Source organism: Kineococcus sp. AC630 (assembly GCF_979255925.1).
Genome location: NZ_CEEDMJ010000002.1, coordinates 61,751 through 81,411, shown reverse-complemented (window position 1 = coordinate 81,411; position 19,661 = coordinate 61,751). Strand labels below are relative to the sequence as shown.

At 67.5% G+C, this 19,661-nt stretch carries 32 protein-coding genes; all 32 read right to left on the bottom strand.

What is annotated here, in order from left to right; all coding sequences use genetic code 11:
• Positions 1-130 precede the first annotated feature (130 nt).
• Complete coding sequence (rpsK, locus tag AC0I8G_RS02305) at positions 131-538, bottom strand: 30S ribosomal protein S11 (protein WP_328294661.1); 408 nt, start codon at positions 536-538, stop codon at positions 131-133.
• Between the two features lie 101 nt (positions 539-639).
• A complete protein-coding gene (rpsM, locus tag AC0I8G_RS02300; protein ID WP_328294660.1) occupies positions 640-1,020 on the bottom strand; it encodes a 30S ribosomal protein S13 in 381 nt (126 codons plus the stop codon).
• 189 nt (positions 1,021-1,209) lie between these two features.
• A complete protein-coding gene (gene rpmJ, locus AC0I8G_RS02295) occupies positions 1,210-1,323 on the bottom strand; it encodes a 50S ribosomal protein L36 (protein WP_106209588.1) in 114 nt (37 codons plus the stop codon).
• Between the two features lie 61 nt (positions 1,324-1,384).
• Entirely contained in the window at positions 1,385-1,606 is a 222-nt protein-coding gene (gene infA, locus AC0I8G_RS02290; RefSeq protein ID WP_012084955.1) for a translation initiation factor IF-1, read from the bottom strand.
• A gap of 216 nt (positions 1,607-1,822) precedes the next feature.
• The gene (gene map, locus AC0I8G_RS02285; protein WP_471728496.1) at positions 1,823-2,635 is read right to left on the bottom strand and encodes a type I methionyl aminopeptidase; all 813 of its coding nucleotides are present in this window, start codon (positions 2,633-2,635) and stop codon (positions 1,823-1,825) included.
• 12 nt (positions 2,636-2,647) lie between these two features.
• Positions 2,648-3,220, bottom strand: a complete 573-nt coding sequence (locus AC0I8G_RS02280) for an adenylate kinase (RefSeq protein ID WP_328294658.1) — start codon at positions 3,218-3,220, stop codon at positions 2,648-2,650.
• Complete coding sequence (gene secY / locus AC0I8G_RS02275) at positions 3,217-4,518, bottom strand: preprotein translocase subunit SecY (RefSeq protein ID WP_328294657.1); 1,302 nt, start codon at positions 4,516-4,518, stop codon at positions 3,217-3,219. The genes AC0I8G_RS02280 and secY overlap by 4 nt, the downstream gene beginning before the upstream one ends.
• Positions 4,519-4,716: 198 nt before the next feature.
• Positions 4,717-5,175 (bottom strand): 50S ribosomal protein L15, encoded by a 459-nt coding sequence (gene rplO, locus AC0I8G_RS02270; RefSeq protein ID WP_380158424.1) that lies wholly within the window; start codon positions 5,173-5,175, stop codon positions 4,717-4,719.
• Positions 5,175-5,357, bottom strand: coding sequence for a 50S ribosomal protein L30 (gene rpmD / locus AC0I8G_RS02265; RefSeq protein WP_012084962.1), 183 nt, complete (start codon positions 5,355-5,357; stop codon positions 5,175-5,177). The genes rplO and rpmD overlap by 1 nt, the downstream gene beginning before the upstream one ends.
• Positions 5,357-6,022, bottom strand: a complete 666-nt coding sequence (rpsE, locus tag AC0I8G_RS02260; protein ID WP_380259848.1) for a 30S ribosomal protein S5 — start codon at positions 6,020-6,022, stop codon at positions 5,357-5,359. Before rpsE ends, rpmD begins: the two co-directional genes overlap by 1 nt.
• 31 nt (positions 6,023-6,053) lie before the next feature.
• Entirely contained in the window at positions 6,054-6,431 is a 378-nt protein-coding gene (rplR, locus tag AC0I8G_RS02255; RefSeq protein ID WP_328294656.1) for a 50S ribosomal protein L18, read from the bottom strand.
• A 2-nt stretch (positions 6,432-6,433) separates the two neighbouring features.
• Positions 6,434-6,973 (bottom strand): 50S ribosomal protein L6, encoded by a 540-nt coding sequence (gene rplF / locus AC0I8G_RS02250; RefSeq protein ID WP_328294655.1) that lies wholly within the window; start codon positions 6,971-6,973, stop codon positions 6,434-6,436.
• 13 nt (positions 6,974-6,986) lie between these two features.
• Positions 6,987-7,385, bottom strand: coding sequence for a 30S ribosomal protein S8 (rpsH, locus tag AC0I8G_RS02245; RefSeq protein ID WP_328294654.1), 399 nt, complete (start codon positions 7,383-7,385; stop codon positions 6,987-6,989).
• A 106-nt stretch (positions 7,386-7,491) separates the two neighbouring features.
• Complete coding sequence (locus tag AC0I8G_RS02240; RefSeq protein WP_328294653.1) at positions 7,492-7,677, bottom strand: type Z 30S ribosomal protein S14; 186 nt, start codon at positions 7,675-7,677, stop codon at positions 7,492-7,494.
• A 2-nt stretch (positions 7,678-7,679) separates the two neighbouring features.
• Entirely contained in the window at positions 7,680-8,249 is a 570-nt protein-coding gene (gene rplE / locus AC0I8G_RS02235; RefSeq protein WP_328294652.1) for a 50S ribosomal protein L5, read from the bottom strand.
• Complete coding sequence (gene rplX / locus AC0I8G_RS02230) at positions 8,249-8,620, bottom strand: 50S ribosomal protein L24 (protein ID WP_328294651.1); 372 nt, start codon at positions 8,618-8,620, stop codon at positions 8,249-8,251. The genes rplE and rplX overlap by 1 nt, the downstream gene beginning before the upstream one ends.
• A gap of 2 nt (positions 8,621-8,622) precedes the next feature.
• The gene (gene rplN / locus AC0I8G_RS02225; RefSeq protein WP_012084971.1) at positions 8,623-8,991 is read right to left on the bottom strand and encodes a 50S ribosomal protein L14; all 369 of its coding nucleotides are present in this window, start codon (positions 8,989-8,991) and stop codon (positions 8,623-8,625) included.
• Positions 8,992-9,125: 134 nt separating this feature from the next.
• On the bottom strand, positions 9,126-9,410 hold the full coding sequence (gene rpsQ / locus AC0I8G_RS02220; RefSeq protein WP_328294650.1) for a 30S ribosomal protein S17: 285 nt from the start codon (positions 9,408-9,410) through the stop codon (positions 9,126-9,128).
• Positions 9,407-9,655 (bottom strand): 50S ribosomal protein L29, encoded by a 249-nt coding sequence (gene rpmC / locus AC0I8G_RS02215; protein WP_328294649.1) that lies wholly within the window; start codon positions 9,653-9,655, stop codon positions 9,407-9,409. The genes rpsQ and rpmC overlap by 4 nt, the downstream gene beginning before the upstream one ends.
• The gene (gene rplP / locus AC0I8G_RS02210) at positions 9,655-10,071 is read right to left on the bottom strand and encodes a 50S ribosomal protein L16 (protein WP_328294648.1); all 417 of its coding nucleotides are present in this window, start codon (positions 10,069-10,071) and stop codon (positions 9,655-9,657) included. The genes rpmC and rplP overlap by 1 nt, the downstream gene beginning before the upstream one ends.
• A 3-nt stretch (positions 10,072-10,074) precedes the next feature.
• On the bottom strand, positions 10,075-10,884 hold the full coding sequence (gene rpsC / locus AC0I8G_RS02205; protein WP_328294647.1) for a 30S ribosomal protein S3: 810 nt from the start codon (positions 10,882-10,884) through the stop codon (positions 10,075-10,077).
• Positions 10,884-11,264, bottom strand: coding sequence for a 50S ribosomal protein L22 (rplV, locus tag AC0I8G_RS02200; protein WP_012084976.1), 381 nt, complete (start codon positions 11,262-11,264; stop codon positions 10,884-10,886). Before rplV ends, rpsC begins: the two co-directional genes overlap by 1 nt.
• A 56-nt stretch (positions 11,265-11,320) precedes the next feature.
• Positions 11,321-11,602: a 30S ribosomal protein S19 gene (gene rpsS / locus AC0I8G_RS02195; protein WP_012084977.1), complete on the bottom strand. Its 282-nt coding sequence runs from the start codon at positions 11,600-11,602 to the stop codon at positions 11,321-11,323.
• A 15-nt stretch (positions 11,603-11,617) separates the two neighbouring features.
• Positions 11,618-12,454, bottom strand: a complete 837-nt coding sequence (gene rplB, locus AC0I8G_RS02190) for a 50S ribosomal protein L2 (RefSeq protein ID WP_328294646.1) — start codon at positions 12,452-12,454, stop codon at positions 11,618-11,620.
• Between the two features lie 56 nt (positions 12,455-12,510).
• On the bottom strand, positions 12,511-12,813 hold the full coding sequence (gene rplW / locus AC0I8G_RS02185; RefSeq protein ID WP_328296261.1) for a 50S ribosomal protein L23: 303 nt from the start codon (positions 12,811-12,813) through the stop codon (positions 12,511-12,513).
• A 5-nt stretch (positions 12,814-12,818) separates the two neighbouring features.
• On the bottom strand, positions 12,819-13,523 hold the full coding sequence (gene rplD / locus AC0I8G_RS02180; RefSeq protein ID WP_328294645.1) for a 50S ribosomal protein L4: 705 nt from the start codon (positions 13,521-13,523) through the stop codon (positions 12,819-12,821).
• Between the two features lie 5 nt (positions 13,524-13,528).
• Positions 13,529-14,188: a 50S ribosomal protein L3 gene (gene rplC / locus AC0I8G_RS02175; protein ID WP_328294644.1), complete on the bottom strand. Its 660-nt coding sequence runs from the start codon at positions 14,186-14,188 to the stop codon at positions 13,529-13,531.
• A gap of 14 nt (positions 14,189-14,202) precedes the next feature.
• Positions 14,203-14,511, bottom strand: a complete 309-nt coding sequence (rpsJ, locus tag AC0I8G_RS02170) for a 30S ribosomal protein S10 (protein WP_012084982.1) — start codon at positions 14,509-14,511, stop codon at positions 14,203-14,205.
• Between the two features lie 476 nt (positions 14,512-14,987).
• Complete coding sequence (tuf, locus tag AC0I8G_RS02165; RefSeq protein ID WP_328294643.1) at positions 14,988-16,181, bottom strand: elongation factor Tu; 1,194 nt, start codon at positions 16,179-16,181, stop codon at positions 14,988-14,990.
• 157 nt (positions 16,182-16,338) lie between these two features.
• Positions 16,339-18,441, bottom strand: coding sequence for an elongation factor G (gene fusA / locus AC0I8G_RS02160; RefSeq protein ID WP_471728495.1), 2,103 nt, complete (start codon positions 18,439-18,441; stop codon positions 16,339-16,341).
• Between the two features lie 80 nt (positions 18,442-18,521).
• A complete protein-coding gene (gene rpsG / locus AC0I8G_RS02155) occupies positions 18,522-18,992 on the bottom strand; it encodes a 30S ribosomal protein S7 (RefSeq protein WP_328294641.1) in 471 nt (156 codons plus the stop codon).
• Position 18,993: 1 nt separating this feature from the next.
• Positions 18,994-19,368, bottom strand: a complete 375-nt coding sequence (gene rpsL / locus AC0I8G_RS02150; protein WP_012084987.1) for a 30S ribosomal protein S12 — start codon at positions 19,366-19,368, stop codon at positions 18,994-18,996.
• Positions 19,369-19,661 lie beyond the last annotated feature (293 nt).

The window sequence follows — 19,661 nt, the reverse complement described above, 5'->3', positions numbered from 1 at the left end:
CCGCGGGCGTCCGCCATATGACGCCCCGCACGCCCGTCAGCATCGGTCCGCCGACGGGGTCTGACTCGATCAGAGAACTGGTCCGATCAGGTGGGTCCCGCAGGCCTGGGCCTGCGGGACCGCACCGACGTCAGACGCGCCGACGCTTGGGCGGCCGGCAGCCGTTGTGCGGGCTGGGGGTGACGTCCTGGATCGCGCCGACCTCCAGGCCGGTGGCCTGCAGGGAACGGATCGCGGTCTCGCGGCCGGAACCCGGTCCCTTGACGAAGACGTCGACCTTGCGCATGCCGTGCTCCTGCGCACGACGCGCGGCCGCCTCGGCGGCCATCTGCGCAGCGAACGGGGTCGACTTGCGGGACCCCTTGAACCCGACCTGACCGGCCGACGCCCACGCGATGACCGCGCCCGTCGGGTCGGTGATCGAGACGATCGTGTTGTTGAACGTCGACTTGATGTGCGCGTGACCGTGCGCGACGTTCTTCTTCTCCTTGCGACGCGGCTTGCGCGTCGCCGTGGCCGTACGGCTCTTGGGAGGCATGCTCTCCGGGCTCCTGGTGTACTGCGGCGACTGAGATCGAGGGCGAACCCGTGGGTTCGCGAGGCGGCCCGCTGGCGGACCGCGCCGTCAGACTGCGACGGTTACTTGCGACCGGCCTTCTTCTTGCCGGCCACGGTGCGCTTCGGGCCCTTGCGGGTGCGCGCGTTGGTCTTGGTGCGCTGCCCGCGGACGGGCAGACCGCGGCGGTGCCGCAGGCCCTGGTAGCAACCGATCTCCACCTTGCGGCGGATGTCGGCGGCCACCTCGCGGCGGAGGTCACCCTCGACGCGGTAGTTGCCCTCGATGTGGTCGCGGAGCGCGACCAGGTCGTCGTCCGTGAGGTCGCGGACGCGCAAGTCCGGACTCACGCCCGTCGCGGCCAGGGTTTCCTGGGCTCGCGTGCGACCGACGCCGTAGATGTACGTGAGCGCGATCTCCAGCCGCTTTTCGCGGGGGAGGTCGACGCCGACGAGACGTGCCATGCGGGATGGTCCCTATCTGTCGCGGAGGTCTGGTGCAGGACCTGCCCCGCCGTCTCCTGCGGGTCCCCGGCCTCCGACCGGGGGTGTCACCGACCGCGGCTCGTGCTGCGGTCGGAGGGTCCTGCGCTGGGTGCCACCGTCTGCGTGCGGTGGCCTTTCCGTGGATCGACTGCTGGGGTGAGCCGGAGCTCAGCCCTGACGCTGCTTGTGACGCAGGTTGTCGCAGATGATCATGACCCGACCGTGACGGCGGATCACCTTGCACTTGTCGCAGATCTTCTTGACGCTCGGCTTGACCTTCATCGCTTCTCCGGTCGTGCTGACCCCGCCCGCGCGGAGCGGGGATCGGCGGCCAGTGGGTGGGTCACTTGTAGCGGTAGACGATGCGCCCGCGGGACAGGTCGTAGGGGCTGAGCTCGACGACCACCCGGTCCTCCGGGAGGATGCGGATGTAGTGCTGGCGCATCTTCCCCGAGATGTGGGCGAGCACCTTGTGACCGTTGCTCAGCTCGACGCGAAACATCGCGTTCGGCAGGGCTTCGATCACGGTGCCTTCGATCTCGATGACGCCGTCCTTCTTCGGCATGTCCTCCGCTTTTCCATCAAGTGTCGGTTCGGGATCAGCCCGGCCCTCGTGAGCACGGAACGTGCGAACGAGGAGGCATGGCGGACCGACGGTCAAGCTTACGTGACGGCGCGCCTGAGACGAAATCGGGCGATGATGCCGCTGAAGTGGGCTGGGGTGCAACACAAGAGACGGCGCACCCGACCGCGGGGGTCGGCGTCGCGGCCCCTCCCGGTGTCAGGCGGAAGGGACCTGGACCCCGAACGCCGCGAGCTCCGAGGCGCCCCCGTCGGGTGCGGTCAGCACCCAGAGGCCCTCGTCGAGGACGGCCACGGTGTGCTCCCAGTGCGCGGCGCGGGTGCCGTCGGAGGTGACCACGGTCCAGTCGTCCGGCAGGACGTCGGTCTCGATCCCCCCGCGGGTGCACATCGGTTCGATGGCCAGCACCATGCCGGGACGGACCTTGGGGCCCTTCTCGCGGACCCGGTAGTTCAGGACGTCGGGCGCCATGTGCATGGCCGTACCGATCCCGTGGCCGGTGTAGCCGTCGACGATGCCCAGGCGGCCGTCCACAGCGTCCTCCACGGCCGCGCCGACGTCGCCGACCCTCCCCCGTGCGTCGAGGGCCGCGATGCCCGCCCAGAGCGCCTGGCGGGTGATCTCGACCAGTTCCGCGTCGCCGGCGTCGTCCGGTTCACCCACGATCGCGGTGAAGGCGGAGTCGCCGTGCCAGCCGTCGACCACCGCTCCCCCGTCGATCGAGACGACGTCGCCCGCGACGAGCCGGGTGTCGCCGGGGATCCCGTGCACGACGACCTCGTTGACCGAGATGCAGAGCGTGGCCGGGTAGCCGTGGTACCCGAGGAAGTTGGACGTCCCACCACCGGCGCGGATGACCTCCGCGCCGATGGCGTCCAGCTCCTTCGGGGTGATCCCGGGCCGCAGGGCGGCCCGCACCGACTCCAGGGCCGCGGACGTCAGCAGCCCCGCCGCACGCATCTTCTGGATCTGTTCGGGGGTCTTGATCTCGACCCGTTCACGTCCGAGCACGGTGGCGGCGCGTCAGTTCGGGAGGCCGAGGGCGGCGACCAGGCGCGAGGTGACCTCGGCGATCCCGCCGAGGCCGTCGACGCTGCGCAGCAGCCCGCGGTCGGAGTAGACCTTCACGAGGGGCGCGGTCTGGTCCAGGTAGACCTGCTGGCGGGTGCGGACGACCTCTTCGGTGTCGTCGCTGCGCCCCTGCTCCAGCGCGCGGTGCGTCAGCCGACGGACGAGCTCGTCGGTGTCCGCCGTGATCTCGAGCACGTGCTCGAGCTTCACGCCGAACCCGGAGAGCATCTCGTCGAGCTCGCGGACCTGGTCCGTCGTGCGGGGGTAGCCGTCGAGGATGAAGCCCTCGGTGGCGTCGGGCTGCTCGAGGCGGTCGTGGACCATCGCGTTGGTCACGGTGTCCGGCACGTACTTGCCGGCGTCCAGGTACTCCTGGACGGTCTTGCCCAGTTCGGTCTGCTCCGCGACGTGGGTCCGGAAGATGTCGCCGGTGGAGATGGCCGGCACCCCCAGGCGGGCGGAGAGGAGCTTGGCCTGGGTGCCCTTGCCGGCACCCGGCGGACCGAGGAGGACGAGACGAGTCATCGCAAGAACCCTTCGTAGTTGCGCTGTTGGAGCTGGGACTCGATCTGCTTCACCGTCTCGAGCCCGACCCCGACAATGATCAGGATCGACGTGCCCCCGAAGGGCAGGTTCGTGCTGGCGTTGAAGAGCACGATAGCGATGAGCGGGAGCAGTGCGATCAGTCCCAGGTACAGCGATCCTGGCAGGGTGATGCGGGTGAGGATGTAGTCCAGGTACTCGGCGGTGGGCCGGCCGGCGCGCACCCCGGGGATGAAACCGCCGTACTTGCGCATGTTCTCGGCGACCTCGTCCGGGTTGAACGTGATCGCGACGTAGAAGTACGCGAAGAAGATGATCAGCAAGAAGTACGTGACCATGTACAGCGGGTGGTCGCCCTTGGTCAGGTTGTCGTTGATCCAGATGACCCAACCCGCGTTCGGGTCGCTGAACTGGCCCACCAGCGCCGGCAGGTACAGCAGCGACGACGCGAAGATCACCGGGATGACGCCGGCCATGTTGACCTTGAGCGGGATGTAGGTCGAGGTGCCCCCGTACATGCGGCGGCCGATCATCCGTTTGGCGTACTGGACGGGCACCCGGCGCTGGGACTGCTCGACGGCCACGACGAGGGCGACCACCACGACGATGATCGCGAGGACCGCGACGAAGGTGCCCCAGCCCTGCTGGTTCTGGATGCCCCAGAGCGCGGAGGGGAAGCCCGCGGCGATCTGGGCGAAGATCAGCAGGGACATGCCGTTGCCGATGCCGCGCTCGGTGACGAGCTCACCCATCCACATGATCAGGCCGGTGCCTGCGGTCATGGTCATGACCATCAGCACGATCGTCTGGACGCTCTGGTCGGGGAGGACCTGGGCGTTGCACGCCGTGCCGAAGAGGCGCGAGGGGTCCTTGGCGATGGTCACGTAGGTGGTCGACTGCAGGACCGCGAGACCGATCGTCAGGTACCGCGTGTACTGCGTGAGCTTGGTCGTCCCCTGCTGGCCCTCCTTCTTGAGGTCCTCGAAGCGCGGGATGACCACCGTCAGCAGCTGGATGATGATGCTCGCTGTGATGTACGGCATGATCCCGAGCGCGAAGATGCTCAGCTGCAGCAGCGCGCCGCCGGAGAACAGGTTCACCAGGCCCAGCAGGTCGTTGCCCGACTGCGACGCCTTGATGCACGACTGGACGGCGCTGTAGGAGACCCCTGGGGCCGGGACGAACGAGCCGAGCCGCACCAGCACGATGATCCCCAGCGTGAAGAGCAGCTTGCGGCGCAGGTCGGGCGTCCGGAAGGCGCGACCGATTGCGGTGAGCACTACAACCTCCTGCACCGCACTCCCCCGCGGTGCGCGGGAAGGGCGGGTTCGTCACTGACAGATCGGACGGTTGGGCCGGACGTGCGACACGTCGCACGCACGCAGCCCACAGAGGACCCTACCTCGCCACAAACGCACACGCGGCGGTAGCGGACGATCACTCGTCGCTACCGCCGCGTGGGCTGTGTCGTCGCTGGGTCAGCGAACGGTGGTGGAACCGCCCGCAGCCGCGATCTTCTCGGCCGCCGACGTCGAGAACTTGTCGGCCGTCACCTGCAGAGCCACGGAGATCTCCCCCGTGCCCAGCACCTTGACGAGCTGGCCCTTGCGGACCGCGCCACTGGCGACGAGCTCGTCGACACCGATGGTGCCGCCCTCGGGGAAGAGGGAGCCGAGCTTGTCGAGGTTGACGACCTGGTACTCGACGCGGAACGGGTTCTTGAACCCGCGCAGCTTCGGCAGGCGCATGTGCAGGGGCATCTGGCCGCCCTCGAAGGCCTCGGGCACCGAGTAACGAGCCTTGGTGCCCTTGGTCCCACGACCGGCGGTCTTGCCCTTGCTGCCCTCACCGCGACCCACACGGGTCTTGGCGGTGTTCGAACCCGGAGCCGGACGCAGGTGGTGCAGCTTCAGGACGTGTTCACCCTGGTTGGCCATCAGTCGACCTCCTCCACGGTCACGAGGTGCGAGACGGTGTTGACCATCCCGCGGAACTCGGGCTTGTCGTCCTTGACGACCGACTGCCCGATCTTGTGCAGGCCGAGGCTGCGCAGCGTCTCGCGCTGGTTCTGCTTGCGGCCGATGCCCGAGTTGATCTGGGTCACCTTGAGACGAGCCATCAGGAGGTCACCCCCGCAGCCTGGGCGCGCAGCAGCGCGACCGGGGCGACGTGCTCGACGGGCAGACCACGACGCGCCGCCACCTGCTCGGGACGCTCGAGGCCACGGAGGGCCTCGATCGTCGCGTGCACGATGTTGATCGCGTTGCTGCTGCCCAGGGACTTCGACAGGACGTCGTGCACGCCGGCGCACTCGAGCACCGCGCGGACGGGACCACCGGCGATGACGCCGGTGCCCGGGGAAGCCGGACGCAGCATGACCACGCCGGCCGCCTTCTCACCCTGGATGGGGTGCGGGATGGTGCCCTGGATCCGCGGCACGCGGAAGAAGTTCTTCTTGGCCTCTTCGACACCCTTGGCGATCGCCGCGGGCACCTCCTTGGCCTTGCCGTAGCCGACACCGACGGTTCCGTCGCCGTCACCCACGACCACGAGGGCCGTGAAGCTGAAGCGACGGCCGCCCTTGACGACCTTGGCGACACGGTTGATGGTCACGACGCGCTCGACGAAGTTGCTGCGGTCGCCCGCATCGCCCCGTCCGCGGTCACGGCCGCCACCGGCGTTGTCGCGACGGCCGCGGTTGTCGCCGCTGCCGCCACCACGGTTGTCGTTGTTTCCGCCGGCCGCACCGGCGCCACCGGCGCCTCGGCGCTGGGGTCCAGGCATCAGACGTTCCTCATCTCTTCGAGTGCTCGGGTCACAGGGCCAACCCGGCTTCCCGGGCGCCGTCGGCGATGGCCGCGACTCGACCCGCGTACCGGTTCCCACCGCGGTCGAAGACCACGGCTTCGATGCCGGCCGCCTTGGCCCGCTCGCCGACGAGGACGCCGACAGCCTTCGCCTTGGCCGACTTGTCGTCGCTGCTCGCGCGCAGGTCCGTCTCCATGGTCGAGGCCGACGCGAGGGTGTGACCCTGTGCGTCGTCGATGACCTGGACGAACACGTGCCGGGCGGACCGGGTGACGACGAGACGCGGACGCACTGCGGTGCCCACGACCTTCTTGCGCACTCGGGTGTGACGGCGCTTGAGCGAAGCCGCCTTGCCCTTCGTGGTGCGCTGAGTGGAGAGACCCATCGTCACTTACCAGCCTTTCCGACCTTGCGGCGGATCTGCTCGCCGGCGTAGCGAACGCCCTTGCCCTTGTAGGGGTCGGGCTTGCGCAGCTTGCGGATGTTGGCGGCGATCTCGCCCACCTGCTGCTTGTCGATGCCGGCGACGGAGAAGCGCGTGTTGTTCTCGACGGCGAAGGTGATGCCGGCCGGAGCCTTCACCACGACCGGGTGGCTGAAGCCGAGGGCGAACTCGAGGTCCGAACCCTTCGGCGTCACGCGGTAACCGGTACCGACGATCTCGAGCTTCTTCTCGTAGCCCTTCGTCACACCCTCGACCATGTTGGCCAGCAGGGTGCGGGTGAGTCCGTGCAGCGAGCGCGAGACGCGCTCGTCGTCCGGACGCTTGACCAGCAGCGTGCCGTCTTCGCCACGTTCGACGGAGATCGGGGACGCGATGGTGTGGTTCAGCTCGCCCTTGGGGCCCTTGACCGTGACGGCGAGGCCGTCGATGGTCACGTCCACGCCCGTGGGGACGGTGATCGGGAGTCGACCGATGCGCGACATGAGTCCTCCTCCCTCACCAGACGTAGGCGAGGACTTCCCCACCCACGCCCTTCTTGTTGGCCTGCTTGTCGGTCAGGAGACCCGAGGAGGTGGACAGGATCGCCACGCCCAGGCCGCCCAGAACGCGGGGCAGGTTGGTCGACTTCGCGTACACCCGGAGACCGGGCTTGCTCACACGGCGCAGGCCGGCGATCGAACGCTCGCGGTTGGGGCCGAACTTCAGCTCCATGGACAGCTTCTTGCCGACTTCGGCGTCCTCCACGGACCAGGAGGCGATGTAGCCCTCGGCCTGCAGGATCTCGGCGATGTGCGACTTCAGCTTGCTGTACGGCATGGACACGGTGTCGTGGTACGCCGAGTTGGCGTTACGCAAGCGCGTCAACATGTCGGCGATGGGGTCAGTCATCGTCATCGGGCTCGTCCGCCCTTCCTCGCCGGGGTTTCCGGTGCGCGGTGTGCGCTCCGGACCTTCGGCGTCGTCGAAATGATGTCAGGAGTCACCAGCAGGTCGATCCCACTCACCAGCTGCTCTTGGTCACACCGGGCAGCTCGCCCGCGTGTGCCATCTCGCGCACACAGATTCGGCACAGGCCGAACTTCTTGTACACGGCGTGGGGACGCCCGCACTTCTGGCAACGGGTGTAGCCACGAACCTTGAACTTCGGCTTGCGTGCGGCCTTGGTGATCAGAGCGGTCTTCGCCACGGTCAGTTCTCCTTGAACGGGAAGCCCAGAGCACGCAGCAGCGCACGGCCTTCGTCGTCGGTCTTCGCCGTCGTCACGACCGTGATGTCCATACCGCGGACGCGGTCGATCCTGTCCTGGTCGATCTCGTGGAACATGGACTGCTCGTTGAGACCGAAGGTGTAGTTGCCGTTCCCGTCGAACTGCTTCGGCGAGAGACCACGGAAGTCGCGGATGCGCGGGAGCGCCAGCGACGTCAGACGGTCGAGGAACTCCCACATGCGGTCGCCCCGCAGCGTGGTGTGGCAACCGATCGGCATGCCCTCGCGCAGCTTGAACTGCGCGATCGACTTGCGGGCCTTGGTGACCTGCGGCTTCTGACCGGTGATGGCCGTCAGGTCGCGGACAGCGCCGTCGATGAGCTTGGAGTCACGAGCCGCCTCGCCGACACCCATGTTCACCACGACCTTGACCAGGCCGGGGATCTGCATGACGTTCGGGTAGGCGAACTGCTCGTGCAGCTGACCCTTGATCTCTTCGCGGTAGCGCTGCTTCAGACGCGGCAACGCACGGGTTTCAGTCGTCGTGGTCATCAGATGTCCTTGCCGGAACGCTTGGCGACGCGGATGCGGTTGGTCTTGGTGCGACCGTCGCGTTCCACCTGCTCCGTGCGGATGCCCACACGGGTCGGCTTCTTGGTCTCCGGGTCGACGAGCTGCACGTTCGAGATGTGAATGGGGGCCTCGCGCTCGACGATGCCACCCTCCGTGCCCGGACGAGCCTTGGTGTGACGCTTGATGCGGTTCACACCCTCGACGAGGACGCGCTGGGTCTCCCCGTTGACGTCCAGGACCTTGCCCTGCTTGCCGAGGTCGGACGTCTTGGTCCCGTCCTCGTTGCGACGACCGCGAACGCGGGTGATGACCTGGACCAGGTCACCCTTCTTGATGCGGGTCTTCCCCATGGTCAGAGCACCTCCGGCGCCAGCGAGATGATGCGCATGAACTTCTTCTCGCGCAGTTCACGACCGACGGGCCCGAAGATTCGGGTGCCACGCGGGTCGCCGTCCGCGCGGAGGATCACCGCAGCGTTCTCGTCGAATCGGATGTACGAACCGTCGGCGCGCCGACGCTCCTTCTTGGTACGGACGATGACGGCCTTGACCACATCGCCCTTCTTGACGTTTCCACCGGGGATGGCGTCCTTGACCGTTGCCACGATCACGTCACCGATGCCGGCGTAGCGGCGGCCGGAGCCACCGAGCACGCGGATGCACAAGATCTCCTTGGCACCCGTGTTGTCGGCGACCTTGAGCCGCGACTCCTGCTGGATCACTCTCTACTCCTTCGTCGCGCCGGTTCTCGACCACCCGTTGAGGGGGCGAGCCTGGCCGAACGGACATGGAATCTGGGGGTGGGCCGCGACAGCGGCCCACCCGACGTCAGTCGCTGCGCTCGAGAGCGCGCGAATCACTTCGCGCGTTCGAGGACCTCGACGACGCGCCAGCGCTTGGTCGCCGACGTGGGACGAGTCTCGGCGATGAGGACGAGGTCGCCCACACCGGCCGTCTCGACCTCGTCGTGCGCCTTGACCTTCGTGGTGCGGCGGATGACCTTCGCGTAGAGCGGGTGCTTCACGCGGTCCTCGACCTCAACCACGACGGTCTTCTGCATCTTGTCGCTGACGACGTAACCGCGGCGCGTCTTGCGGTCGCCACGATCGGTGGTGCTGGCGGCGCTGGTCTGCTCGCTCACTTCGCAGCCTCCTTCGTGATCGGCGCCTCGGTGATGCCGAGCTCGCGCTCGCGCATCGTCGTGTAGATGCGGGAGATGTCCCGCTTGACGGCCTTCAGCCGGGAGTTGTTCTCCAGCTGACCGGTCGCCGACTGGAAGCGCAGGTTGAACAGCTCTTCCTTGGCCTTCTTGAGCTCGTCGACCAGCTTCGCGTCCTCGAACTCACGCAGCTCGTCGGCGCCCAGGCCCTTCGTCCCGACGGCCATCATTCACCACCCTCGCGACGCACGATCTTGCACTTGACCGGGAGCTTGTGGATGGCGCGCGTCAGCGCCTCCGTAGCGATCTTCTCGGTCGGGAAGGACAGTTCGAACATCACGCGTCCGGGCTTGATGTTCGCGATCCACCACTCCGGCGAGCCCTTGCCGGAACCCATGCGGGTCTCGGCGGGCTTCTTGGTCAGCGGCCGGTCCGGGTAGATGTTGATCCAGACCTTGCCGCCACGACGGATGTGGCGGGTGATGGCGATACGAGCGGACTCGATCTGCCGGTTGGTGACGTAACCGCCCTCGACGGCCATGATCCCGTACTCACCGAAGGTGACCCGGGTGCCGCCGGAGGCCGCACCACGCCGCGTGGGGTGGTGCTGCTTGCGGTGCTTGACTCGGCGCGGAATGAGCACGACTCAGGCCTCCGATCCGGTGGTCGCCGGCGCTGCGGCAGCGGCCGGGGCCGCCTCCGCCGCGGGGGCGTCGCTGGTGGGACGAGGACGACGCGCACCACGGTCGGGGCGGTCGCTGCGCTCGCCACGACGCGGGGCGCGCGGGTTGGCGGCCTGCGACTGGGCGAGCTCACGGCTGGTGATGTCGCCGTGGTAGATCCAGACCTTCACGCCGATGCGGCCGAAGGTGGTGCGGGCCTCGTAGAAGCCGTAGTCGATGTTCGCGCGGAGGGTGTGCAGCGGCACACGGCCTTCGCGGTAGAACTCGGAACGGCTCATCTCGGCGCCGCCGAGACGACCGGCGCACTGGACACGGATGCCCTTGGCCCCGGAACGCATCGTGGTCTGCATCCCCTTGCGCATGGCGCGACGGAACGAGACGCGGCTGGCGAGCTGCTCGGCGACACCCTGGGCGACGAGCTGCGCATCGGTCTCGGGGTTCTTGACCTCGAGGATGTTCAGCTGCACCTGCTTGCCGGTGAGCTTCTCCAGCTCGGTCCGGATGCGGTCGGCTTCCGCCCCACGACGACCGATGACGATGCCCGGTCGTGCGGTGTGGATGTCGACGCGGACCCGGTCACGGGTGCGCTCGATCTCCACCTTGGAGATGCCGGCCCGCTCCATGCCCTTGGCCATGAGCTTGCGGATCGCGACGTCTTCCTTGACGTAGTCGGCGTAACGCTGACCAGTCTTGGTGGAGTCGGCGAACCACCGGCTGCGGTGATCGGTGGTGATGCCCAGTCGGAACCCGAACGGGTTGACCTTCTGTCCCATCAGCGGGTCCTCCTCGTCTTCTTGGCGCCCTTGACGGCGGGTGCGACGACCACGGTGATGTGGCTGGTGCGCTTCAAGATGCGCCCCGCGCGCCCTTGGGCACGGGGACGGAAGCGCTTCATCGTCGGGCCCTCGTCGACGTGGATCGCCTTGACGACGTACTCGGCCGGGTCGAACGCCTCAGAGTGCTTGTCAGCGTGGAACTTCGCGTTCGCCATGGCGCTCTCGACGAGCTTGCGAACGGGTTCCGCCGCGGACTGCGGGGCGAACGAGAGCACAGCGACGGCCTCAGTGGCCTGCTTGCCCCGGACGAGGTCGACGACTCGGCGCGCCTTCTGGGGCGTGACGCGGAGGTACCGCGTCTGCGCCTTGGCTTCCATCCTTGTCCTGCTTCCTGGTTTCGGTCTCGAAAGGTTGTCTCGCGGAGCCGGGAGGCTCAGCGGCGACGACCCTTGCGGTCGTCCTTCTCATGGCCCTTGAACGTGCGCGTGGGCGCGAACTCGCCGAGCTTGTGCCCCACCATCGACTCAGTGACGAAGACGGGGGTGTGCTTGCGGCCGTCGTGCACCGCGAACGTGTGGCCCAGGAAGTCCGGCGTGACGACCGAACGGCGGGACCAGGTCCGGATGACGTTGTGCGTACCGGCCTCGTTCTGAGCGTCCACCTTCTTCTGAAGGTGGTCGTCGACGAACGGGCCCTTCTTCAAGCTGCGAGGCATGGCCTGAACTCCCTATCAGCGCTTCTTGCCGGTGCGGCGGCGACGAACGATGAGCTTGTCGCTCTCCTTGCCCGGACGCCGCGTACGGCCCTCAGGCTGACCCCACGGGCTGACGGGGTGACGACCACCGGACGTCTTCCCCTCACCACCACCGTGGGGGTGGTCGATCGGGTTCATGGCGACACCACGGACGGTCGGGCGCTTGCCCTTCCAGCGCATGCGGCCGGCCTTGCCCCAGTTGATGTTGGACTGCTCGGCGTTGCCGACCTCGCCGATGGTGGCGCGGCAGCGGACGTCGACGTTCCGGATCTCACCGGACGGCATGCGCAGCTGGGCGAAGCGGCCCTCGCGGGCGACCAGCTGAACGCTGGCGCCTGCGGAACGGGCGATCTTCGCTCCCCCACCGGGACGGATCTCGATCGCGTGGATCACCGTACCGACGGGGATGTTGCGCAGCGGCAGGTTGTTGCCGGGCTTGATGTCGGCCTCGGGGCCGTTCTCGATCCGGTCGCCCTGCTTGAGCTTGGCCGGCGCGATGATGTAGCGCTTCTCGCCGTCCACGTAGTGCAGCAGCGCGATGCGCGCGGTGCGGTTCGGGTCGTACTCGATGTGCGCGACCTTGGCCGGCACGCCGTCCTTGTCGTGACGACGGAAGTCGATCACGCGGTAGGCGCGCTTGTGGCCACCACCGATGTGGCGGGTGGTGATGCGGCCGGACGAGTTGCGACCACCGGTCTTGGACAGCGGGCGAACGAGCGACTTCTCAGGCTCGCTCCGCGTGATCTCGACGAAGTCGGCGACGGACGAGCCGCGGCGGCCCGGTGTCGTCGGCTTGTACTTGCGGATTCCCATTGCAGCGTTTCCTCGGGTTCGAAGGTTGTCTACGGCAGTCGTGCGAGCCCGCAGGCTCAGGCGACCGAGCCGCCGAAGATGTCGATCGTGCCCTCGCGCAACGTCACGATGGCCCGCTTGGTGTCCTTGCGCTTACCCGTGCCGTACCGGGTGCGCCGGCTCTTGCCCTGCCGGTTCGCGGTGTTCACCGACGAGACCTTGACGCCGAAGACGCGTTCGACCGCGACCTTGATCTCGGTCTTGTTCGCGCCCGGGTCGACCAGGAACGTGTACTTCCCCTCGTCGATGAGCGCGTAGCTCTTCTCCGAGACGACCGGCGCGAGCAGGATGTCGCGCGGGTCCTTCTGGGTTCCACCGATGGCACTCACAGGGTGCTCCCTTCCGACTCCGCTGCCACCGCGGTCGCGCTGCGACCCGTCGGCGGCCCCGCGACGAAGGCGTCGAGCGCCGCGCGGGTGAAGACGACGTCGTCGCTCTTCATGACGTCGTAGGTGTTCAGCTGGTCCTGGGGCAGGACGTGCACGTTGTCGAGGTTGCGGAGGCTCTTGACCGCCACCTCGTCGTCGCGGGTGAGCACGACGAGCACGTTCTTGCGACCGGACAGCGTGGCGATGAGCGTCCGCGCGGTCTTCGTCGAGGGGGCGTCACCCGAGGCGAGGCCTTCGACGACGTGCAGACGGTCGTGACGCACCCGGTCGGAGAGGGCACCGCGCAGAGCGGCCGCCTTCATCTTCTTCGGGGTGCGCTGGGAGTAGTCGCGGGGCTTAGGCCCGTGGACGATCCCGCCGCCGGTGAACTGGGGGGCGCGCAGCGAACCCTGACGGGCGCGGCCGGTGCCCTTCTGCTTGTACGGCTTCTTGCCGCCACCACGGACCTCGCCACGACGCTTGGTCGAGTGCGTGCCCTGGCGTGCCGCCGCGAGCTGCGCGGTCACGACCTGGTGGATCAGCGAGATGTTCGCCTGGCGGCCGAAGTCCTTCGCGGGGAGCTCGACGGTGCCGTTGCTGCCGCCGTCGACGGTCCGCAGCGGGACGGTGATGGCCTCGGTCTGAGCGGTTTCGGTTGTCATCAGGCTCAGGCCTCCTTCACGCGCGCCTTGGACGCGCTCTTGACGAGCACGAGGCCGCCGCGGGGACCGGGGATCGCGCCCGTGATGAGCAGCAGACCCTTCTCCACGTCGATGGCCTGCACGGTCAGGTTCTGGGTGGTCTGGCGAGCCGCACCCATGCGGCCGGCCATGCGCATGCCCTTGAACACGCGACCCGGGGTGGCGCAGCCGCCGATCGACCCGGGCTTGCGGTGGTTGCGGTGCGCACCGTGGGAGGCGCCGACGCCGTGGAAGCCGTGACGCTTCATGACACCGGCGAAGCCCTTGCCCTTGGTGGTGCCCACCACGTCGACGGTGGCGCCGGCCGCGAAGGCCTCAGCGGTGACTTCCTGTCCCAGGGAGTACTCCGCGGCGTCCGTCGTGCGCAGTTCCACCAGGTGACGGCGCGGCGCGACGCCGGCCTTCTCGAAGTGGCCGGCAGCAGGCTTGTTCGCCTTGCGCTGCGCGATGGCCGTGGTGGCCAGCTGGACGGCTTCGTAGCCGTCGTCGGTAGTGGTGCGGATCTGGGTGACGACGTTGGGCTCGACCTTGACGACGGTCACGGGAACGATGCGGTTGTCCGCGTCCCACAGCTGCGTCATGCCGAGCTTGGTGCCGAGCACCCCTCGCACTTGCCTGTCGCTCATGGTGTTGGAATCCCTCAGAGCTTGATCTCGATGTCGACACCGGCCGGGAGGTCGAGTCGCATGAGCGAGTCGACGGTCTTCGGCGTGGGGTCGATGATGTCGATGAGGCGCTTGTGTGTGCGCATCTCGAAGTGCTCGCGGCTGTCCTTGTACTTGTGCGGCGAGCGGATGACGCAGTAGACGTTCTTCTCGGTCGGCAGCGGCACGGGCCCAGCGACCGAGGCGCCCGTCCGGGTCACCGTGTCGACGATCTTGCGCGCCGAACTGTCGATGACCTCGTGGTCGTAGGCCTTGAGCCTGATGCGGATCTTCTGTCCCGCCATGGCGTCGTCTGACTCTCTCTCTTCGTACCGCTACTGACTCGCGCACGGCGCGGTGCACCTGCTGGTGCTCCGACCCCCGAGGTCGGGCGTGTCGCACTTCCGCACGATCTTCACCGTCTCCCGGTTGCCCGGATTGGTCCTGTCGTCCTGTTCAGGTTGCCCTGGAGGTCCAGGTGAACCGTCCGCCGCCCGTACGAGACGTTCGACGTTCGCGGTTGACGCTCCGTGGTCCTGGTCCGGTCCCCGGATCGGGTGGAATCGTGATCCAGGCGCGGACCAGCGGCGCGGCAACTCCGACAGTTTGCCAGACGGAGGGGGCCGTTGGCGAATCGAGTCAGCGGCAGCAACGGTGGTGGCTACTGCGTGGTCTGCAACGCGTTGCGCTGCACGACGAAGGGGCGGGTCCGAGTGGACCCGCCCCTCCGTCTGGCGGAGCGTCCCGTCGGGAGAGGGTGGACCTCCCCCGACGGATCAACTCACTTGAGGATCTTCACGACCCGGCCGGCGCCGACGGTGCGGCCACCTTCACGGATGGCGAACTTCAGGCCCTCTTCCATGGCGATCGGCTGGATGAGGTCGACCTTCATCTCAGTGTTGTCGCCGGGCATGACCATCTCGGTGCCCTCGGGCAGCGAGACGACGCCGGTGACGTCGGTCGTCCGGAAGTAGAACTGCGGACGGTAGTTGTTGTAGAACGGCGTGTGACGGCCACCCTCGTCCTTGGACAGGATGTACGCCTGGCCCTCGAACTCGGTGTGCGGCGTGATGCTGCCGGGCTTGACCACGACCTGGCCACGCTCGACGTCGTCACGCTTGAGGCCACGCAGGAGCAGGGCGGCGTTGTCGCCGGCCTGGCCGCTGTCCAGCATCTTGTTGAACATCTCGATGCTGGTCACGGTGGTCTTGGCGGACGTCGGACGGATGCCGACGACCTCGACCTCCTGGTTGACGTTCAGGACGCCACGCTCGATGCGCCCGGTCACGACGGTGCCGCGGCCGGTGATCGTGAAGACGTCCTCGATCGGCATCAGGAACGGCTGGTCGATGGCGCGCTCGGGCTCGGGGATCGCGGTGTCGACCGCGTCCATGAGCTCCATGAGCTTCTCGCCCCACTCGGCGTCGCCCTCGAGCGCCTTCAGCGCCGAGACGCGGACGACGGGGAGGTCGTCACCGGGGAACTCGTAGGACGTGAGGAGCTCACGCACCTCCATCTCGACGAGCTCGAGGAGTTCCTCGTCCTCGACCATGTCGGCCTTGTTCAGCGCGACCACGATGTAGGGGACGCCGACCTGGCGAGCCAGGATGACGTGCTCCTTGGTCTGCGGCATCGGGCCGTCGGTCGCCGCGACCACGAGGATCGCACCGTCCATCTGGGCCGCACCCGTGATCATGTTCTTGATGTAGTCCGCGTGACCCGGGCAGTCGACGTGGGCGTAGTGACGCGCCTCGGTCTGGTACTCGACGTGTGCGATCGAGATCGTGATGCCGCGCTGACGTTCCTCAGGGGCCTTGTCGATCTGGTCGAACGCCGAGGCCTTGTTCAGCTCCGGGAACTTGTCGTGCAGCACGCGGGTGATCGCCGCGGTCAACGTCGTCTTCCCGTGGTCGATGTGACCAATCGTGCCGATGTTGACGTGCGGCTTGGTCCGCTCGAACTTCGCCTTCGCCACTGGGGGTCCTCCTCGGACTATCGTTTTCTTCCCGACCCGGTCAACGGGTGGGTGGGTGACCTGGCTGGTCACTGGCCCACGCGGTGGTGGTCCAGGGGTCGTGCAGGGTGGGGAAGCGGTCCTGGTGGACCGCTCCCCCGGGTCTGTCAGGAGCGGGTCATTCCCCGCGGACCTTCTTGACGATCTCTTCCGCCACGTTCCGCGGAACTTCAGCGTAGTTGGAGAACTGCATCGAGTAGACCGCGCGGCCCTGGGTCTTGGACCGGAGGTCGCCGACGTAGCCGAACATCTCCGACAACGGGACGGTGGCCTTGACGAGCTTGGCCCCGCTGACGTCGTCCATGGACTCGATCTGCCCACGGCGGGAGTTCAGGTCGCCGATGACTTCGCCCATGTAGTCGGCGGGCGTGCGCACCTCGACGGCCATGACCGGCTCGAGGAGCACGGGCTGCGCCTTGCGGACAGCTTCGCGCAGAACCATCTTGCCGGCGATCTTGAAGGCCATCTCCGACGAGTCGACGTCGTGCGCCGCACCGTCGTTGAGGGAGGCCTTGATGCCGACGAGCGGGTAACCCGCGACGACACCCTCCTGCATGGCTTCCTGGATGCCCTGGTCCACGGAGGGGATGTACTCACGCGGGACGCGACCACCGGTGACGGCGTTCACGAACTCGTAGAACGTGCCGTCGGCGGTGTCCAGCGGCTCGATGGAGACCTGGACCTTCGCGTACTGGCCCGAACCACCCGTCTGCTTCTTGTGGACGTAGTCCTCCTTGAGGACCGCCCGACGGATGGTCTCGCGGTAAGCCACCTGGGGCTTGCCGACGTTGGCCTCGACCTTGTACTCGCGCTTCATCCGGTCGACGAGGATGTCGAGGTGGAGCTCGCCCATCCCCTTGATGATCGTCTGACCGGTCTCCTGGTCGAGCTCGACCTGGAAGGTCGGGTCCTCTTCGGCCAGGCGCTGGATCGCGGTACCGAGCTTCTCCTGGTCGCCCTTGGTCTTCGGCTCGATGGCGACCGAGATCACGGGCTCCGGGAAGGTCATCGACTCGAGGACGACCTGCTGGGCGGCGTCGGAGAGGGTGTCCCCCGTCGTCGTCTCCTTCAGGCCGATCATCGCGTAGATGTGACCCGCACGGGCCTCGTCCACGGGGTTCTCCTTGTTGGAGTGCATCTGGAAGAGCTTCCCGATGCGCTCCTTCTTCCCCTTGGTCGAGTTCACGACCGCGGAGCCGGCCGCGACCACGCCGGAGTACACCCGGACGTAGGTCAGCTTGCCGAAGAAGGGGTGTGCCGCGACCTTGAACGCCAGGGCCGAGAACGGCTCCGTCGCGTCGGGCTTGCGGATGATCTCGACGGACTCGTCGCCGACCTTGTGGCCCACCATCGGCTTCACGTCGAGCGGCGAGGGCAGGTAGTCGATGACCGCGTCGAGCATGGGCTGCACGCCCTTGTTCTTGAACGCGGAGCCGCAGAAGATCGGGTACAGCTCGGAGTTGATCGTCAGCTTGCGGACCGCAGCCTTGATCTCCTCGGGCGTGATCTCCTCGCCGCCGAGGTACTTCTCCAGGAGGGTCTCGTCGGTCTCCGCGACGCGCTCGACGAGCTTCGCGCGGTACTCCTCGGCCTGCTCCTGCAGCTCGGCCGGGATCTCCTCGATGGTGTAGTCCGCACCGATCTGGACCTCACCGTGCCACGTGAGAGCACGCATGTAGACGAGGTCGATCATGCCGGAGAACGTGTTCTCGGCACCGATCGGGAGCTGCATCACGAGGGGTTCCGCACCAAGGCGGTCCTTGATGGTGTCGACGGTGAAGAAGAAGTCGGCGCCCAGCTTGTCCATCTTGTTGACGAAGCAGATGCGGGGGACGTCGTACTTGTCCGCCTGCCGCCACACCGTCTCGGACTGCGGTTCGACACCTTCCTTGCCGTCGAAGACGGCGACCGCGCCGTCGAGGACGCGCAGCGAGCGCTCGACCTCGACCGTGAAGTCCACGTGGCCCGGGGTGTCGATGATGTTGATCTGGGTGCCCTCCCAGAAGCAGGTGGTGGCTGCGGAGGTGATGGTGATGCCCCGCTCCTGCTCCTGCGCCATCCAGTCCATCGTGGCCGCGCCGTCGTGCACTTCGCCGATCTTGTAGTTGATCCCCGTGTAGAAGAGGATCCGCTCCGTCGTCGTGGTCTTGCCGGCGTCGATGTGAGCCATGATGCCGATGTTGCGGACCTTGGTCAGGTCCGTCAGCACGTCCTGTGCCACGGTTTACTGCCTCTTCCCTGGGATCGAGGGGGTGAGTCGGCCGGCACGGTCGGACGAGCCGACCGTGCCAGGCGCTGGGGTCACCAGCGGTAGTGCGCGAAGGCCCGGTTCGACTCGGCCATCTTGTGGGTGTCCTCGCGACGCTTCACCGCGGCACCGAGGCCGTTCGAGGCGTCCAGGATCTCGTTGAGCAGACGCTCGGTCATCGTCTTCTCGCGACGCTGACGCGAGTAGCCCACGAGCCAGCGCAGCGCCAGCGTCGTGGAACGCGTGGGGCGCACCTCGATGGGCACCTGGTAGGTCGAACCACCGACGCGGCGGGACTTGACCTCGATCGCAGGCTTGACGTTGTCCAGCGCGCGCTTCAGCACGACGACGGGGTCGCCACCGGTCTTCTCACGGGCACCCTCGAGCGCGCCGTAGACGATGGACTCGGCGACGGACTTCTTGCCGTCGAGGAGGATCTTGTTCACGAGCTGCGTCACCAGGGGAGACTGGTAGACGGGGTCCACCACGAGGGGACGCTTGGGTGCGGGGCCCTTGCGCGGCATGTCAGCTCTTCTCCTTCTTCGCGCCGTAGCGGCTGCGGGCCTGCTTGCGGTTCTTCACGCCCTGCGTGTCGAGCGACCCGCGGACGATCTTGTAGCGGACACCGGGGAGGTCCTTCACTCGACCGCCACGCACCAGGACCATCGAGTGCTCCTGGAGGTTGTGGCCGACGCCCGGGATGTAGGCGGTGACCTCGATGCCGCTCGTCAGCTTGACGCGGGCGACCTTGCGCAGAGCCGAGTTCGGCTTCTTCGGGGTCGTTGTGTACACGCGCGTGCACACGCCGCGTCGCTGCGGGCTGCCCTTCAGGGCGGGCGTCTTGGTCTTGACGACCTTGTCCTCCCGGCCCTTGCGGACCAGCTGCTGGATGGTGGGCACCCTGTCTCCGTCTTTTTCGATCTTGTGTGTCGGCTGATGTCATCGGGACGCGCTACCCGTCGTGGGCGGCGCTCGACCCCCGCCGACCCACGAGGTCGGGCGTGTCGTTCGGTCGAGGTCCCGCGGTGGTGACGTCCTGTCACCGGGCTGCGGGCGCGCTCGTGTCAAGCGGACACGAGACTACCCGCCGCGTCTGGCGATGGTCAAAACGAGGTGGGGGACGCTCGGGCAGCCCCCACCGAGGGGCCGTCCCCCTCCCCCGCTGCGGGGGACGGGGACGGCCCGGTGGGACT